11 protein-coding genes are annotated in these 16,690 nt (G+C 53.2%); 4 read left to right on the plus strand and 7 right to left on the minus strand.

Features of this window, described 5'->3' with window-relative positions:
* Positions 1 to 43 precede the first annotated feature (43 nt).
* Together PJE062_RS03330 and PJE062_RS03335 are read right to left on the minus strand one after the other, a co-directional pair.
* The gene (locus PJE062_RS03330; protein ID WP_008546198.1) at positions 44 to 430 is read right to left on the minus strand and encodes an NADH:ubiquinone oxidoreductase subunit NDUFA12; all 387 of its coding nucleotides are present in this window, start codon (positions 428 to 430) and stop codon (positions 44 to 46) included.
* Between the two features lie 169 nt (positions 431 to 599).
* Complete coding sequence (locus tag PJE062_RS03335) at positions 600 to 1,289, minus strand: two-component system response regulator (RefSeq protein WP_037035861.1); 690 nt, start codon at positions 1,287 to 1,289, stop codon at positions 600 to 602.
* A gap of 698 nt (positions 1,290 to 1,987) precedes the next feature.
* On the opposite strand from PJE062_RS03335, the gene PJE062_RS03340 reads away from it, so the two are divergent.
* Both PJE062_RS03340 and PJE062_RS03345 read left to right on the plus strand, forming a co-directional pair.
* Complete coding sequence (locus PJE062_RS03340) at positions 1,988 to 5,659, plus strand: vitamin B12-dependent ribonucleotide reductase (protein WP_008546820.1); 3,672 nt, start codon at positions 1,988 to 1,990, stop codon at positions 5,657 to 5,659.
* Positions 5,660 to 6,004: 345 nt separating this feature from the next.
* A complete protein-coding gene (locus PJE062_RS03345; RefSeq protein WP_008547135.1) occupies positions 6,005 to 7,672 on the plus strand; it encodes an acetolactate synthase large subunit in 1,668 nt (555 codons plus the stop codon).
* A 3-nt stretch (positions 7,673 to 7,675) separates the two neighbouring features.
* Here PJE062_RS03345 and PJE062_RS03350 read toward each other — a convergent pair whose 3' ends face one another.
* The 5 genes from PJE062_RS03350 to PJE062_RS03370 all read right to left on the minus strand — a co-directional run bounded on the left by PJE062_RS03350 (position 7,676) and on the right by PJE062_RS03370 (position 13,203).
* Positions 7,676 to 8,374 carry an ABC transporter permease gene (locus tag PJE062_RS03350; protein WP_008546872.1) on the minus strand — a complete coding sequence of 233 codons (699 nt, stop codon included), beginning with the start codon at positions 8,372 to 8,374 and terminating at the stop codon, positions 7,676 to 7,678.
* Between the two features lie 28 nt (positions 8,375 to 8,402).
* Positions 8,403 to 9,347, minus strand: a complete 945-nt coding sequence (locus PJE062_RS03355) for an ABC transporter ATP-binding protein (RefSeq protein ID WP_008546974.1) — start codon at positions 9,345 to 9,347, stop codon at positions 8,403 to 8,405.
* The gene (locus PJE062_RS26670; RefSeq protein WP_037035863.1) at positions 9,344 to 10,513 is read right to left on the minus strand and encodes an ABC transporter permease; all 1,170 of its coding nucleotides are present in this window, start codon (positions 10,511 to 10,513) and stop codon (positions 9,344 to 9,346) included. The genes PJE062_RS03355 and PJE062_RS26670 overlap by 4 nt, the downstream gene beginning before the upstream one ends.
* A gap of 11 nt (positions 10,514 to 10,524) precedes the next feature.
* On the minus strand, positions 10,525 to 11,433 hold the full coding sequence (locus PJE062_RS03365; RefSeq protein ID WP_008546667.1) for an ABC transporter substrate-binding protein: 909 nt from the start codon (positions 11,431 to 11,433) through the stop codon (positions 10,525 to 10,527).
* Positions 11,434 to 11,889: 456 nt separating this feature from the next.
* Positions 11,890 to 13,203, minus strand: coding sequence for a hypothetical protein (locus tag PJE062_RS03370; protein ID WP_008547304.1), 1,314 nt, complete (start codon positions 13,201 to 13,203; stop codon positions 11,890 to 11,892).
* 584 nt (positions 13,204 to 13,787) lie between these two features.
* Here PJE062_RS03370 and PJE062_RS03375 point away from each other — a divergent pair.
* Both PJE062_RS03375 and PJE062_RS03380 read left to right on the plus strand, forming a co-directional pair.
* Positions 13,788 to 15,782, plus strand: coding sequence for a BCCT family transporter (locus PJE062_RS03375; RefSeq protein WP_008546253.1), 1,995 nt, complete (start codon positions 13,788 to 13,790; stop codon positions 15,780 to 15,782).
* Positions 15,783 to 15,997: 215 nt separating this feature from the next.
* On the plus strand, positions 15,998 to 16,618 hold the full coding sequence (locus tag PJE062_RS03380; protein ID WP_208982118.1) for a 2OG-Fe(II) oxygenase: 621 nt from the start codon (positions 15,998 to 16,000) through the stop codon (positions 16,616 to 16,618).
* Positions 16,619 to 16,690: the final 72 nt, after the last annotated feature.

Raw genomic sequence — 16,690 nt, forward strand, 5'->3', positions numbered from 1 at the left:
CCCGGTCAGATGACCGGGCTTTTTTTGTAACTGATGTTCTGACTTATTCGCCAGGTGTCCAAGCGTGGTAGTCTCCAGTCACTTCCGGACGTTTTTCCGGGGTCAGGATGGAGCCTTTTGGACGGTAGGCGTTTGGTGTGCCTGTCAGGTTTGGCTGGTGATCTGCTTCCCAGTCGCGCTTGACGTATTCCATCTCAGTTGGAGGCGTGTCAGTGCGGTAGTGCATCCAACCGTGCCAACCGGCAGGGATCTGGGAGGCTTCTGCGAGGTTCTTATAGATCACCCAGCGACGCTTGCCGCCACGCTCTCTATAGTACTTGTTGCCAAACTCATCGGTACCGACGAACTCACCCTTTCTCCAAGTGAAGAAGCGAGTGCCCCACGTGTCACTGTTCCACCATGTGAAGAACGTAAGCAGAAGGTGTTTCATGTGTCTGGCCTTTCCAGATCGCTGGCTTGTAAATTTTGCTGGAATATGACGAGTGTTGGCCTGCCTGTCCAGTCTTTGAGTACCGTAGTTTCAACTATTCACCGGAAGTCGCTTAAAATATCCTAGGGTCAGTTAGCAATTTCCCAATTCTGCCCCTCATTTTGCGACTTCACTTCTTGGCTCTGCGCGGCAAGTACGGGTTTTGACTGAACTTGTCTGCCGGTGAAATGTTGCCGACTTCCAGATCCTTGAGGGAAAGCGGCTCATTATCATCCCTGCCCCGCTGTCTGCGCTTTGGTGGCGCCGGTTCAGATTCGGGGGCAGTTGCGTTTTCATCCTTCTGGTATTCGCGCGCTTTGTTGAGCGCTGCGAACTTGGCCTGATTCTGTTCCAGACGTCTTGCCGTGCCATCAATGATGAAACCACCATCCTCATTGCGTACGAACTGACGGCGATCCTTACAGATTGATTCCAGCGACTTCTTCAGTACTGCGGAGGAAATAGGTGTCACCAGCAGATGGTGCGCCCCTGCTTCCATGGCGCGGGTCACGAGCGCACGGGTGCCGTAAGCGGTGATAAAGACGAGCGGAACGTTGATGAGTTCAGGGATTCGGCCTGAGCGCATCAGCTTTAAAAGCTGGAAGCCACTGACCGGTTTCATCTCCCATCCGGACAACACTATATCTGGTGGGTCCGAGATAAGCATCGGCAATGCATCCTTGGGACTGTCATAGACACGTACGCGCCCCAGCTTCAGGGTACCTAATATGCCCCTTAGGATTGCTTGGGTGGGTTTTGACTGTTCCACAAGAACCACATCTAACTGAGAAATGTCCTTGCCGAAGGAGGTGTGATGCATATCTGCTCGCTAATTTAACCTAACCAGATACTGAAGGTAATTGAGAAACTATATATGATCTCTCCATACAACTACTGCGTAAAATTGCGTGGGGTGCACAGACTTTTTTACCTGCGATTTTTTGTGATCCACTGAATAATTTTTCCGAAAAATATCCCCCAGAAAAAATGAGGTTGAGTTTGCTTTTTCGCTTGGCTTTGCGGAAATGGCAGGGTTCTGCTGCCTGTGCCCCATTTCGGACATACTTGAAGCTCCACACAATCCACACAGATTACAATATTTGGTGTTCCGATCCCTCTTATGCACACAAGCAGTGGACAGATCGACCTTGACGATGGTTTCCGATTCAATCTAGTTTGAGGTCGAAATCAAGACGTGTTCAGGATAGTGCGGCCTCGGCCGGGAGTTCACCTAATTTAAGTAGCTTCGAGTGCTAGGAGATGGATTTATTTTCAGTTCCGGCGGTCGCTTTTTTTTGCCAATTGCAAGCTAAATATTGTGTTAATATATTATCGACACACTAGATATTGTGATAGCATCAGATTGCGTACCACTTTGCCTGCGTTAACTAGTATAAATACCAGATGGCGGATTAGTCGAAACCGGCGGCGGATTTTTGATTAAAATCTTAGCTATCTGATCTCTCAAAACCGAGATGCGCCGCGGTGGCCTTCACCGGGTGCGATAAGGGGCTAAATATGAGAATTGAGCGCCGATATACTGCGGAAGGACAATCCCCCTACGCAGATATTGAATTCTGCAATGCCACAAGTGAGATCCGTAACCCAGACGGGTCTGTTGTGTTTCGCCTTGAGAACATTCAGGTTCCAAAGCAATTCTCTCAGGTTGCCTCAGACATTCTTGCTCAGAAGTATTTCCGTAAGGCGGGTGTGCCTGCAAAGCTGAAGGCCGTTGAAGAAAACACGATCCCTTCTTGGCTGTGGCGCAAAACTGCAGATGACAAGGCGCTGAACAAGCTGCCTAAGGACAAGCGCTTCGGTTCTGAAACAGACAGTCGTCAGGTCTTCGATCGTCTGGCAGGCACCTGGACGTACTGGGGCTGGAAAGGCGGTTACTTTGACAGCGAAGCTGATGCGCAGGCGTTCTATGACGAACTGCGGTACATGCTCGCCACTCAGAAAGTCGCGCCAAACTCCCCACAGTGGTTCAACACCGGCCTGCATTGGGCTTACGGCATTGATGGACCGAGCCAGGGTCACCATTACGTTGATTTTGAAACCGGCAAGCTGACCCGCTCTGCAACCGCCTATGAGCACCCGCAGCCGCATGCTTGCTTCATTCAGTCCGTTGATGATGATCTGGTGAATGAGAACGGCATCATGGACCTATGGGTTCGTGAAGCGCGTCTGTTCAAATACGGTTCCGGCACCGGCACCAACTTCTCTTCTCTGCGTGCTAGCGGTGAGCGTCTTGCAGGTGGCGGCAAGTCCTCCGGCCTGATGAGCTTCCTGAAGATCGGCGACCGTGCAGCGGGCGCAATCAAATCCGGTGGTACCACCCGCCGTGCAGCGAAGATGGTTGTGGTCGACATCGACCATCCGGATATCGAAGAATTCGTGACCTGGAAGGTGCATGAGGAACAGAAGGTTGCGGCGATCGTAACTGGTTCCAAAGTGTGTCAGAAGCACCTTCAGGCTGTGATGAAAGCTTGCGTCAACTGCGAAGGCAGCGGCGACGATTGCTTTGATCCGAAAAAGAACCCTGCCCTGAAGCGCGAAATGCGCGCTGCCAAGAAGGCAATGGTTCCTGAAAACTACATCCAGCGTGTGGTTCAGTTCGCACGTCAGGGCTACAAGACCATTGAATTCCCAACCTACAACACAGACTGGGATTCTGAGGCATACCTGACCGTTTCCGGCCAGAACTCCAACAACTCCGTTCGTGTAACTGATGGCTTCCTGAAAGCTGTTACTGCTGATGGTGAGTGGGATCTGATTGGCCGTATCGACGGAGAAACCAAGAAGACCATCAAAGCTGCAGAGCTTTGGGAGCAGATTGGTTACGCGGCATGGGCATCTGCTGACCCAGGCCTGCAGTACCACACCACCATCAATGAGTGGCACACCTGCCCGCAGGGCGGCGAGATCCGCGCATCCAACCCATGTTCTGAATACATGTTCCTGGATGACACGGCTTGTAACCTGGCTTCCCTGAACCTGCTGCAGTTCCGTCAGGATGATGGTCAGTTCGACTTTGACAAGTTTGAGCATGCGACCCGCCTCTGGCAGATCGTGCTTGAGATCTCCGTCATGATGGCGCAGTTCCCATCCAAGCAGATTGCAGAGCTGTCCTACGAATATCGCACCACAGGTCTGGGCTACGCCAACATCGGCGGCCTGCTGATGACCTCCGGTATTGCTTATGACAGTGACGAAGGCCGCGCGCTGTGTGGTGCCATCACCGCAATCATGACCGGTGTGTGTTACGCTACTTCCGCTGAAATGGCTGGAGAGCTGGGTGCGTTCCCTCGTTATGAGGAAAACGCGAAGGACATGCTGCGCGTGATCCGTAACCACCGCCGCGCTGCCCACAGCGATACGCAGGGTTATGAGAAACTCAGCACCCTGCCTGTTCCTTTGGACGCTGCCAACTGCCCACAGGCGGACCTTGTTGAGCGTGCTCGTCTGGCATGGGACAAGGCACTGGAACTGGGTGAAAAACACGGTTACCGCAACGCGCAAACCACCGTTATCGCGCCAACTGGCACCATCGGTCTGGTGATGGACTGTGACACCACTGGTATTGAGCCTGACTTTGCGCTGGTGAAGTTCAAGAAGCTTGCTGGTGGTGGTTACTTTAAGATCATCAACCGCGCTGTGCCTGAAGCTCTTCGCGCTCTGGGTTACTCTGAAGCTGAAATTGGCGAGATCGAAGCCTACGCTGTTGGTCACGGTTCCATTGCTCAGGCTCCAGCCATTAATGAGGCCAGCCTGAAAGCAAAAGGCTTTGATGATGCAGCGCTTGAGAAACTGGCTGGTGCACTTGGCTCTGCCTTCGACATCAAGTTCGTATTCAACCGCTGGACCCTTGGTGACGATCTGCTGACCGGCAAGCTGGGCGTTTCTGCTGAGCAGCTGGAAGACATGGAGTTTGATCTCCTCACCCACATGGGCTTCAACAAAGCAGACATTGAAGCAGCAAACACCCACGTTTGTGGTGCAATGACCCTGGAAGGTGCACCGCACCTGAAGGAAGAGCACTACCCAGTGTTTGACTGTGCAAACCCATGCGGCCGCATTGGTAAGCGCTTCCTGTCTGTTGACAGCCACATCAAGATGATGGCAGCGGCTCAGCCGTTCATCTCCGGTGCTATTTCCAAGACCATCAACATGGCAAACACTGCCAGCGTTGAGGATTGTAAAGACGCCTACATGCTCTCCTGGAAGCTTGGCCTTAAAGCAAACGCGCTTTACCGCGATGGTTCCAAGCTGTCTCAGCCGCTGAACGCTCAGCTGCTGGAAGACGATGAGGATGATGCAGAAGACACCGTTGATGACATCCTCGCACAGCCACAGGCTGCTCGCGCGGAAGCTGTTGCAGAGCGTGTTGTTGAGCGCATCGTTGAACGTGCTGTTCGCAACCGTGAAAAGCTGCCAAACCGCCGCAAAGGCTACACTCAGAAGGCTTCCGTTGGTGGCCACAAAGTGTACCTGACAACCGGCGAATACGAAGATGGCCGCATCGGCGAGATCTTCATCGACATGCACAAGGAAGGCGCTGCGTTCCGCTCGTTGATGAACAACTTCGCGATCGCGATCTCTCTTGGCCTGCAGTACGGTGTGCCGCTTGAAGAATACGTAGACGCATTCACCTTCACCCGTTTTGAGCCTGCTGGCATGGTGATGGGTAACGATGCGATCAAGAATGCAACCTCCATTCTTGACTACATCTTCCGTGAGCTGGCTGTGTCTTACCTAGGTCGTAACGATCTGGCTCACGTTCCGCCGGAAGCGCTAGATAGCGCAACCTCCACCTCCCGCTCTTCTGCTGAAGGTCAGGGTGATGAAGGTGGACCGGCGATCGTGTCTCACGGCCTTGTTCGTGGTCAGACCGAGAAGTTCCGTCTGGTTCCAGGTGGTGACCCAGCTGTTCAGCTGGCCGGTGCGATCACAGCTCAGTCTGATGCCATTGCAACTGCGTTCCAACGTGGCGGCGAAGCAACCGCAACAGCAACTGTTGGCACAGCAACACCAGCTGCTGCTCAGCCATCTGTTGCCAGCCAGGTCGCTCAGGCTCGCATGAAGGGTTATGAGGGCGAAAGCTGCGCAGAGTGCGGTAACTTCACCATGGTCCGCAACGGCACCTGCCTGAAATGCGACACCTGCGGCTCCACAAGCGGCTGTAGCTGATTGGAACCCCAGATCAACGCGAGATAACTCCGCTGATCTTTGACGACTGATTATGAAAAAGGCCCTGAGCTTTGGTTCAGGGCCTTTTTTGCGTCTGGATGCAAGAACATCGGCAAACGCCATGTTTTTAATTTACCGCTCAAAGCAGCTAGGCTTTGCCTTAGGAAAGTGCGTATCTCTTTAATCAAACAGGTGAAGTGAGAAATGGCAGATGATTAACTATCTGCTCTTTCCCTCTATTTCCCAAGATTGTGGGCGCGAACTGTTCACTTTAGGCTGGCTGTGAGTGTCAGGTTTTCCACCTGCCCCGCCAAAACAACGCCTTGACTGAATGGAGGCCTTCTTATGCCTGAGACTGCACCGAAAGCGCCGATGAAAGCTTCTGATCTTCTTGTGGCGGCACTGGAGGCGGAAGGGGTTGAGTACGTTTTTGCCGTTCCTGGCGAAGAAAACCTCGATATCGTTGAATCGCTGCGCACATCAACGATTGAGTTGGTACTCAACCGGCATGAGCAAGGCGCAGGCTTCATGGCAGCAACCTATGGGCGCCTGACGGGCAAGGCTGGTGTGTGCATGGCAACGCTTGGGCCCGGCGCCACCAATCTGGCGACACCGGCAGCCTACGCCTATCTTGGCGGGATGCCGCTGATCATGATCACAGGTCAAAAGCCGATCAAGCAATCCAAACAAGGGCAGTTTCAGATCGTTGATATCGTGAGCCTCTATGAGCCGATCACCAAGATGTCGAAGGCCATTATCAACGGGAACACCATCCCTGCTCTCGTTCGTGAAGCTTTTCGGGTCGCAGAAGAAGAACGCCCCGGCACCGTGCTTCTGGAACTGCCGGAAGACATAGCAATTGAAGAGACGGATGAGCCGTTGCTGCTGCCTCACCCGCGTTACTACGCGATAGCTGGCGATACAGTTTTAGATGAAGCAGCGGAGATGATCCGTGACGCCAAGATGCCGTTGCTCCTTCTAGGCGCGGGTGCAAACCGGAAGGATGCGCACGCTGCGCTGAGTGCATTTGCTGAAAAAACGCAGATCCCGTTCTTCAATACCCAGATGGGCAAAGGGGTAATCGACGAGCGCTCTGATCTGTTTTTGGGAACGGCAGCACTATCCGATGGCGACTACATCCACTGCGCAATCGCACGGGCGGATCTGATTATCAATGTGGGCCATGATGTGGTTGAAAAGCCCCCCTTCCTGATGGAACCCGGTGGAACAAAGGTCATTCACCTAAACTATAAGGCCGCACAGGTGGATCAGGTATACTTCCCTCAGGTGGAAGTGGTGGGCGATCTTGCGAAGTCCATCACACGTCTGGGAGATATCCTTGGCGGACCGCTGGAGTTTGATCGCAGCTATTTTGAGCGCATCAAGAAGGAAACGGACCTGCACACCTCAGAAGGGTCCGATATTTCCCGTTTCCCGGTGATCCCGCAGCGATTGGTGTCAGATACCCGTAGGGTGATGGGAGATGACGACATTATCGCGCTGGATAATGGCATTTACAAAATCTGGTATGCCCGTAACTACAAGGCGCATAAGCCCAATACTATTCTTCTGGACAACGCACTGGCGACGATGGGTGCAGGTCTGGCGTCTGCCATGATGGCTGCCAAGCTTAATCCGGATAAGCGGGTGATGGCGATTTGTGGAGATGGTGGCTTCATGATGAACAGTCAGGAGATGGAGACTGCTGTTCGGGAGAAGCTCAATCTGGTGGTCGTTGTTCTTGATGATAGCTCATACGGCATGATCCGCTGGAAGCAGGCCCATGCCGGCTTTCCTGACTGGGGCCTGCAATTTGGCAATCCGGATTTCGTTGCCTATGCAAACAGTTACGGCGCCACCGGTCATCGCATCACGCGTACAGAGGATCTTGTCCCGACGTTCGAGAAGGCCTTTGAAGCGGGCGGTGTACATCTGGTGGATGTCCCCGTTGATTACAGCGAGAACCAACGGGTTCTGATTGACGAACTGGCCGCAAAGACCTGCTTGATTTAGCTGTTAGTGGGCCAGTCCAAGGCGTTTTTGGAAGAAGGTTTCCAGCTGGGTGAGTGCGTCGTAGATCAGGACGGCGAACAGGCCGACGATGAGACCGCCTTGCAGGACGTAGGCGGTGTTGTTGGTGAGCAGGCCGGCGATGATGACCTCTCCAAGTGTGCGTGCTGCAACGGTTGAGCCGATTGTGGCGGTGCCGATGGCAATGACGACTGACAGGCGGATACCCGTGAGGATCAAAGGGAGTGCCAGCGGTAGTTCCACTTGAAACAGACGCTGGCGACGGCTGAGGCCTATTCCTCTGGCCGCTTCCATTGTGGCTGGTGGCAGGGTTGAGAGGCCAGTCATGGTATTTTCAAAGATCGGCAGGATGCCATAGAGGAACAAGGCGACCAGCGTTGGGCCTGAGCCGAACCCCAGCATGGGAACAGCCAGCGCAAGCACGGCAACGGGCGGAAATGTCTGGCCCATATTCGCGATTGTGCGGGAGAGTGGCAGAAAGGCCTTGCCAGAAGGCCGTGTCACAAGGATGGCCAGCAACACGGCAACAATGATCGCGGCCACTGATGCAGCCGCGACGATGCCGAGGTGGCTCAGCGAAAGCGACAGAAGTGAAGCACGGTCATAGATGATTGCAGCGCCTTGTGGCGCGAATGGTGCGAACATGGCTTCAAACCATTCAGGACGCAGAACCAGCGCGAGCATCAAGGCACAAACGACGGTTCTTAGGAGGTTAGCCCAGCTCATGGGTGCCCTCCGCTCTGGACCGGATTGCCTTCAGAGTCACTTGACCGATCAGAGCGCCATTTCGTTCCACCGGGACAGCATTTCGTCCGCTCCACAGACACGCAGACAAAGCCTCTCGCAGGTTCGCCTTCTCATCTATTGGCTCACCTTCTGCAGCTCCGTCCTCCAGAATGTCAGAGATGGGAAGCAAGGACAGCAAGCGGAGTGGGCGATCAACACCGCCAACCATCTCCGCAACAAAGTCTGTCGCTGGGTTGCTGATGATCTCTGCCGGGGTGCCGTGCTGGACCAGACGTCCCTGATCCATGACTGCAACCTGATCCCCCAACTGGATGGCCTCTTCCATGTCGTGCGTCACAAGAAGGATTGTGGAGCCGAGAGTGCGTTGGATACGGTGAAGGTCTGCCTGTGCTCTTGTGCGGATGATAGGATCAAGCGCACCGAAGGGTTCATCCATGAGCAGAAGATCCGGACGGGAGGCCAGGGCTCGGGCGACACCGACGCGTTGCTGCTGTCCGCCGGAGAGCTCTGCCGGATAGCGGCCACGAAACTCTTCAGGTGGCATAGAGAACAGATCGAGGAGCTCATCTACCCGATCCTTTATCTTTGCCTTGTCCCATCCCAGCAGCCTTGGTACTGCGCCAATATTGCGAGCAACGGTGTGGTGTGGAAAGAGGCCATGACCCTGAATGGCGTAGCCGATCCGTCTGCGCAGCGCGTTCTTTGCCATGCCTGTTGTTGGCTCTCCATTGATCCGCACTTCACCTGAAGTTGGTTCAACAAGGCGGTTGATCATGCGCAGCAGAGTGCTTTTGCCGGAGCCGGACGTGCCGACAATAGCGGTGATCGTTGCGCTCTCAATGGTCATTGAAACGGCATCAACAGCAGGGCGATCCTCATAGATCTTGGTGATGTTGTCGATCTCAATCATTGATGCCTCGTTGTGTTTGGCTGGGCGAGCTCGACCAGAATGTCCATTGTGATCGCAGAGATCAGAGCCAGTGCCACTGTTGGTAAAGCTCCGAGCAGGATCAGGTCTGTTGCGGTTTGATTGAGGCCCTGGAAAACAAAGGTTCCAAAGCCACCGCCGCCAATCAGTCCGGCAATGACTGCAAGACCGATGTTTTGCACCAAGACAATGCGGATGCCTGCGAGCATGACAGGTAGGCCAAGTGGCAGCTGGACTTGCAACAGGCGTTGATTGCGTGTCATGCCCATACCACGCGCAGCATCCATTGCCGCTGGCGGAGCCGCTTCCAAACCCACAACGGTGTTGGCTACGACCGGCAGCAATGAATAGATGACAAGCGCCAGAAAGGCTGGGAGAAATCCAATTCCGGCCACGCCCAGTTCCCGCGCTCCGGGTATTGTTGTTCCAACCCATGCCAAAATAGGGATCATGATACCGAACATGGCGAGCGAGGGAATTGTCTGAAGAAAGCTGAGTATCGGCAGCACTGTACTGCGCAGATTTTCGTTTCGGTGGCTTAAAACACCAAGCGGGAAGCCTATGACCGCGGCAACGGCCAAAGAACCGAAGGCTAATCCCAAATGCCTTCCTGCAGCATCAAAGAAGGCATCCTGTCTGCTGGCGTATTCTTTGAAGATGGAAAGGTCGGTTAAGGCCCCTGACCACAGGATCAAGGCCAGAGCCGCTATCGTCCCAATCAAGAGCGCGCCTCGTGTGAGCGGTCCAGGGGCGAGATACGACAAGGCATCTGCTGCGAGCAAGAGCAGGATCGCAAAGAGGAACCAGAACCCGCTTCCCAAAGACACCCTTGCATACGTCCCTGCCCCTTGCAGGAGCGTTTCACAGCCTTGCATGAGCAACCAGACCAAAGCCGTGATGCCTAAAGCAGCACCTATCAACCGCAGTTTGGGGAAAACGGCTGGCAGGCCCAGAACAAGGCTCAGAGCTATGACGATCAGCCCAGGACCAGTCACTTCCGGTGCAGCAACTGCCCAGACAGGGATACCATCACCTGCTACGATCCGGTTGGCTGCGAGCGTCAGAAAAGGTGCGAACAAGGCAAAAAGCCCCAGAACCGCGAACAAAAGTCCGGGCCCTGAGACTGACGATTTGATCCTGCTAGGCATAACGTGGGTAATTAGTCCAGAACACCAGTCTTGGTCAGATAGTCCTTCGCAACAGCAGCTGCTGGCTCACCACCCACCTGAATGCGGCCATTGAGTTCCTGAAGCGTTGCCAGATCCAGGCCAGAAAAGATTGGGTTCAGAACCTCAGCAACCTGCGGATATTCTTTCAGGGTTTCGCTGCGGATAACCGGCGCTGGCTCGTAAACCGGCTGAACGCCCTTGTCATCGGTCATCACCACTAGACCTGTTGCTGCAACGCCGCCATCAGTGCCGTAGGCCATGGCTGCATTTACACCGGAAGTTCCACGTGCTGCTGCCTGAATGGTTGCTGCAGTATCACCGCCAGAAAGAACAACTGTCTGGTCTGGAGAAAGTTTGAAGCCATAAGCTTCCTGCATTGCTGGCAGAACAGCTGGCGAAGACACGAACTCAGTTGAAGCAGCCAGTTTGACGTCACCACCTTTTGCAACCCATGCGCCGAAGTCTGACATGGTTGCAAGGTTGTTCTGGTTTGCGAGAGCGCCAGTTACGGCAATTGCCCAGGTGTTGTTTGCTGGTGCTGGCTGTAGCCATACCAGACCGTTTTTCTCGCCATCCAGCTCAGCTGCGCGAGCATAACCAGCCTTTGCATCTTTCCAGATATTGCTGTCCGCTTCGTTGTGGAAGTAAGCGGCGTTGCCGGTGTATTCCGGATAGATATCAATCTGATCCGCCAGCAGCGCTTCACGCACCACTTGCGTACCGCCGAGCTGCAAACGACGCTCGACAGGCAGACCAGCATCTTCAAGCGCAAGAGCGATGATGTTTCCGAGGAGGCCGCCTTCTGTGTCAATTTTGGAAGAAACAACGATTTCAGCGTGAGCCGCAACTGTGAGGGCTCCAGTCATGCCGATTGCAGCAAGAATTCGATTAAGTGTCATAGCGAAGTAAGCTCCTCAAAGCTCTCTGTTTTTGGCAATGCAATTTGAATTTTCGATTATGGGAAGAATGTGACGCTCGTGAAAGGACGATTGTCCTAAATTTGCGGATGCCTGATGGAATCGATTTCGCAAATTCCTTTGAATGTCACCTGAGAATTCTCCTAGCTCAGCGGCTATGTTTGCCTTCCAGCACGCTCCTGTGAGCCAAACTTGGTTCCGAGCTGTGCTAAGGAAACATCCATATAGGTAACCGCTTGCCACCAGACAACCGGAGTCCACCGCAAATTTCCGATTAATCCATTGTTCTTGCTGTCTGTCAGTTTCTCAGCATAAACGTAGCTCAGCCCTCACCGCAAGGTTTTGCATCAATTGCCAAGACAATCTGTGTTTGCAATAAAAAACGGCCCTCCAAATGAAGGGCCGTTTCTCGAAATGTTTCGCTTTTACTGCTCAGGTTCAGTTTGACTGAATGAGGCTTTGGGCGACCATGTCGTGGTCGAGCCAGAGGACTGGTGCTGCTGGTTCGCTGGCTTCGCCGAAGATGAGCGCGCCGGTTGCTGCGACCACGTGCTGGCTCAGTTCATCGCTGATCAGCTCTTTGCGGTTTTTGTGCAGGTCTACGATTTCCTGAGAGGTGCCAACGGTCTTGTCGACCTGCGCTGCAGAGTTCTGCATTGGCCATGCTTCGAAGTTGTAGAATGGCTGCATGGCTTCATCCTGCTGATAGTCAGAGACTTTCTGCAGCATGTCTTCCACGGTCGCGTCGTCTTTCAGCAGATCCTGACACTTTTGCCAGATGCCATCCACCCATGCGCCGCCACCTTCTTTTTTGAAGGCTGCAAGCAGAGGCAGAAGAGACAGCTCAATACCTGCGAAAACGTCGGAAGAGTTGGTGCGGATTTCTGGACAGTTGAAGACAGTTGCCTTCACGCCATTATCCCAAGCCGCTTTCGCAAAGTTTTCCAGGTTCATTTTGGCAAAGCCCTGCGTGTAGCTGGTGTAGGTCTGCCATTTGTAGTCACCGTCGATCAGAACGCGGGTGCCGTGGTAACCGTAAGCGGTGTAACGCACCTGGCCGCCGTCAGCTTCAATGCGCTCGCGGATGGACTTACTTGCTTCCAGCAGGTGACCGAAGCTGTTTGCAGTCACTTCGTCAAAGTTCTGCAGGATCAGCTTGCCCAGATCGCTATCGATCAGGTTCTGAGATGGCATGTGACGTGCATCGCGGCCTTTGTAGATGCGGTTTGCGATTGCCATGAAGACTTTTGCACGTGGGATGCCGCCAGCCATGGTGTGGGCGAAGAACACGTTCTTGCCTGCTGGGATCATGCCATTCAGCTGGTCCATGATCTTTGCCAGAGACGCTTTAAAACGCTCGGTGCCCAGCTCACGGCATTTTGCCAGATGATCCCAGTCGAGCTTGTGCTCCTGCCAGGTGTCCATGGTCATTTCGTTGACCAGTTCGGTTGGCGTTGGTGTGCCTTCCGGCGCATCCTGATCAAAGCCAGCCATCAGAGGCACGTTGATGATTTTGCCGCCAAGGTTCGCTTCAGCTTCAGCCAGCTCTTCGTCAGTCAGCGCACGCAGGGTGTTGTCAGCGTCACGGCGACCAACGGTGATGCCGATGACGTCCATGCCTGCAGCTTTGGCTTGCTCCAGCAGGCCAGTGGCATAGCCGCGTCCAAAAAGCTCGCCGAACAGAACGAAGATATCACCTTCCCGGAACAGGGTGTTGTGACTGATTTTTTCGAGCGGTCTGGATGTGTTCATCAAGATCTTCCAAGGAGTTTAACAATGATAGACCACTTCGCGCGCACGTTGGTGCTGCGCGAACATGGTGTTTTTCTTTGTCTGGTGGTTCGTGCCCCTATGGCACAGCCCACACGAGAAACAGTTGTAATGCCGCAGCTAACCTTTTTGGATTTGAACGGTCAACACCATACAGGCGCTAAATCAGGCTTTTTCAGGATTGGTTGCACCAAAACACTCTGAGAAGCGTTTTTGAGTGCCTTTTTTAGATGATTAACGTGTTGAGCCGGCCTTTTCTTGGCTTTTAGCGGTGTGAATACCATTTCATCCAAGCGCATTACTTTAAAGTAAGCTCAAACTGCGAAAAACACCGAGTAATAGGTATTGCGGACTGCGACACTAAAGCAATTGCCTAGGAGATGGGGTGAGCGTATTTCCAGCGCCCCGCTTTTGCTGTTCTGCTTAGACTTCAATCAGAACAAGCCAGAGTTGGACTGGTTGTTTTAAGGGACCGTCTACACAACCAAGTTAGTTTGACCATGAAAAATGCAGGTCTCGTCACTCGTGCGTCTTTTTGCATTTTTCGGCGCTTGTTGAAGCACGCCATGACAATAAAACATAAGTTTAATCCCCCCGTCTTTATCAGTTCGATCTCGCTGATCTTCCTGCTGCTGCTCACTGCGGTTATCTGGCCAAAAGGATCTCAGGAGTTTTACACCAGCATTCAGGACTGGATCGAAACCAATACCGGGTGGCTTTACATTCTCGCCGTTGCGATCTTTCTGCTGTTCATCCTGTTCATCATGGTGAGCCGGTTTGGAGACATCAAACTGGGGCCCGACCATGCAGAACCGGACTATAGCTACAAAAGCTGGTTTGCCATGCTGTTTTCAGCAGGCATGGGGATCGGACTTGTGTTCTTTGGTGTTGCTGAGCCAATCATGCACTTCATGTCTCCTCCGGGGATGGAAGGCTACACGATTGAAGCCGCTCGCGAGGCCATGAAGATCACCATGTTCCATTGGGGGCTGCATGCCTGGGCAATCTACGGCGTAGTTGCGTTGTCGCTGGCTTACTTCACCTATCGCCATCAGCTGCCGTTGCTGCCTCGCTCGGCGCTGTATCCGCTCATTGGGGAACGCATCTATGGGCCGATTGGTCATGCGGTGGATACGTTTGCAGTTCTTGGTACGCTGTTTGGTGTTTCCACGTCGCTTGGGTACGGTGCATTTCAGGTAAACTCAGGGCTGAACTATCTGTTTGATGTTCCGGTTTCGACAACTTCGCAAATTATCCTGATCGTCCTGATCTCCAGCATGGCAACCGCTTCGGTCTTTTCCGGCCTCGACAGAGGTGTGAAGCGGCTTTCAGAGACGAACCTCATTCTTGCGGTTTGCATCATGTTGCTGGTGTTGATCGTGGGGCCTACCGTTACGTTGTTGCAGACTGCCGTTCAAAATGCGGGTGCGTATCTGGGAGACCTAATCCATAAGACCTTCAACCTATATGCCTATGACAGAAAAGACGAATGGCTGGGTGGCTGGACCCTGCTCTACTGGGGCTGGTGGATTTCATGGTCTCCGTTTGTTGGTACATTCATCGCGCGAGTTTCGCGCGGCCGTTCCATCCGCGAGTTTCTTGTTGGCTTGCTGTTTGTACCAACCGGTTTCAGTCTGATCTGGTTCACGATTTTCGGGAACACCGGGATCGACCTGATCCTTCATGGCGGTGCGGACAATCTGGCTGAAGCAGTCTCATCGGATGTATCACTGGCGCTCTTCAAGTTCTTTGAATACATGCCGTTTTCATCCGTGCTGTCCATGCTCGGCATCGTTCTGGTGGTTGTGTTCTTTGTAACCTCTTCTGACTCCGGTTCATTGGTGATCGATAGCCTTACATCTGGCGGTGACATCAACTCACCTGTGTGGCAGCGTGTGTTCTGGGCTGTCTTGCAGGGGCTTGTGGCAATCATCTTATTGTACGCCGGCGGCCTTGGAGCCCTTCAGACGGCGACTATTGCCAGTGCCTTGCCCTTTCTCATTGTGATGCTACTGATGTGCTTTGGGCTATATAGAGCCTTGCAGGATGATGCCTTGCGCACCAAAAACCTGCAGATGCACCACACTACGGTTCAATACACCAAGAGCACGGTGGACTGGCGCCAGCGTATTGGAACTTTGACTGAGAATGCGACATTGCAGGATGCACGGCAGTTTATGCAGACCGTGGGCAAGCCTGCTCTGGAGAAGGTTCAGGAAGAGTTCGAGAAACGCGGTTTCACCACCACGTTGACCGGTTCCAGAAACTACCGGTTGACCATTGAGCAATCGGAGGAAACCATCTTCGTCTATGGTCTGCGCAAGCGCTACTTCACCACGGCCCTCGCGATTGGTCCGGGTCATCTGATTGATGATGAAGACGGTGAAGAAGAAAGCGATGATGAAGGCACAAACTACTACCGTGTTGAGGTATTTCTGGCTCAAGGTGGTCAGGAGTACGATGTTCTTGGCTATACAGAAGAACAGCTGATCGCGGATGTGGTGACCCAATACGAACGCTTCATGCAGTATCTGCATCTCTCTCAGGCAGAGCTGATCTGAGCCACCAAACAGCATGCTGGAGCCTTCACAGTTTCAGCATGCGTCTCGTTCCCCTAGAGCGGTGGGATTAGGCCGCTGACTTCTTCTCATTTAAAATCCAAACGTGATTATTCTGCACTAAGAACTGACAATTTTGGAAGCTTTCGCAGCGTGTTACAGCTTGCATTCATATAAGTTTAACGACGCGGCAGCAGCGCTTTCAGGGAAGTCAGAAAATGATCAATTTCGATGCTCTCAGGGCCTCCAATACTCGCACAAATCCTTTCCAGTACATGGTTGGAGAGAATGTTCTTACCAAAGAGCAAGCTGCTGACATTCGTCGTGATTATCCTGAGATCAAACAGACAGGTTACTTGCCTCTCTCCAAATTAGAGGCGACTGGTGCCTTTCAGAGCTTGATCGAGGATTTGCAGAAGCCTGAGCTTGCAGAGATCCTTTCTGACAAGCTGGGTCTGAACCTCATAGACAAACCACGGATGATCACCGTGCGCCGCCTTTCAAAACATGGAGATGGCCGGATACATAACGATTCCAAGTCCAAGATCTGCACCATGCTCATCTACCTTAATGATGACTGGGACAATGCAGAAGGCGGAGCTATTCGCGCGCTGAACGGTGACAAGGACATGGATGACTATGCCGAAGAGGTGTCTCCTCTTGCTGGCAATGTCTTCGCCTTCAAACGCTCAGAAACAAGCTGGCACGGGCACCCATCCTTTAAAGGCGAGCGCTACGTGGTGCAAACGACGTTCTTGATTTCAGAGGAAGAGTTGGCACGCAAGGAAAAGCGTGGTGGTTTTCAAACAAAGCTGAAGCGGCTGCTACGGATTAACTGATTCAGCTGGTTTGTTATGGCTGAGTGTGACTGTTGAGCTTCATGGAAGTTTCAAAGCTGTCAGTGACGTTAC

Source organism: Pseudovibrio sp. JE062, from assembly GCF_000156235.1.
Lineage (GTDB): Bacteria > Pseudomonadota > Alphaproteobacteria > Rhizobiales > Stappiaceae > Pseudovibrio.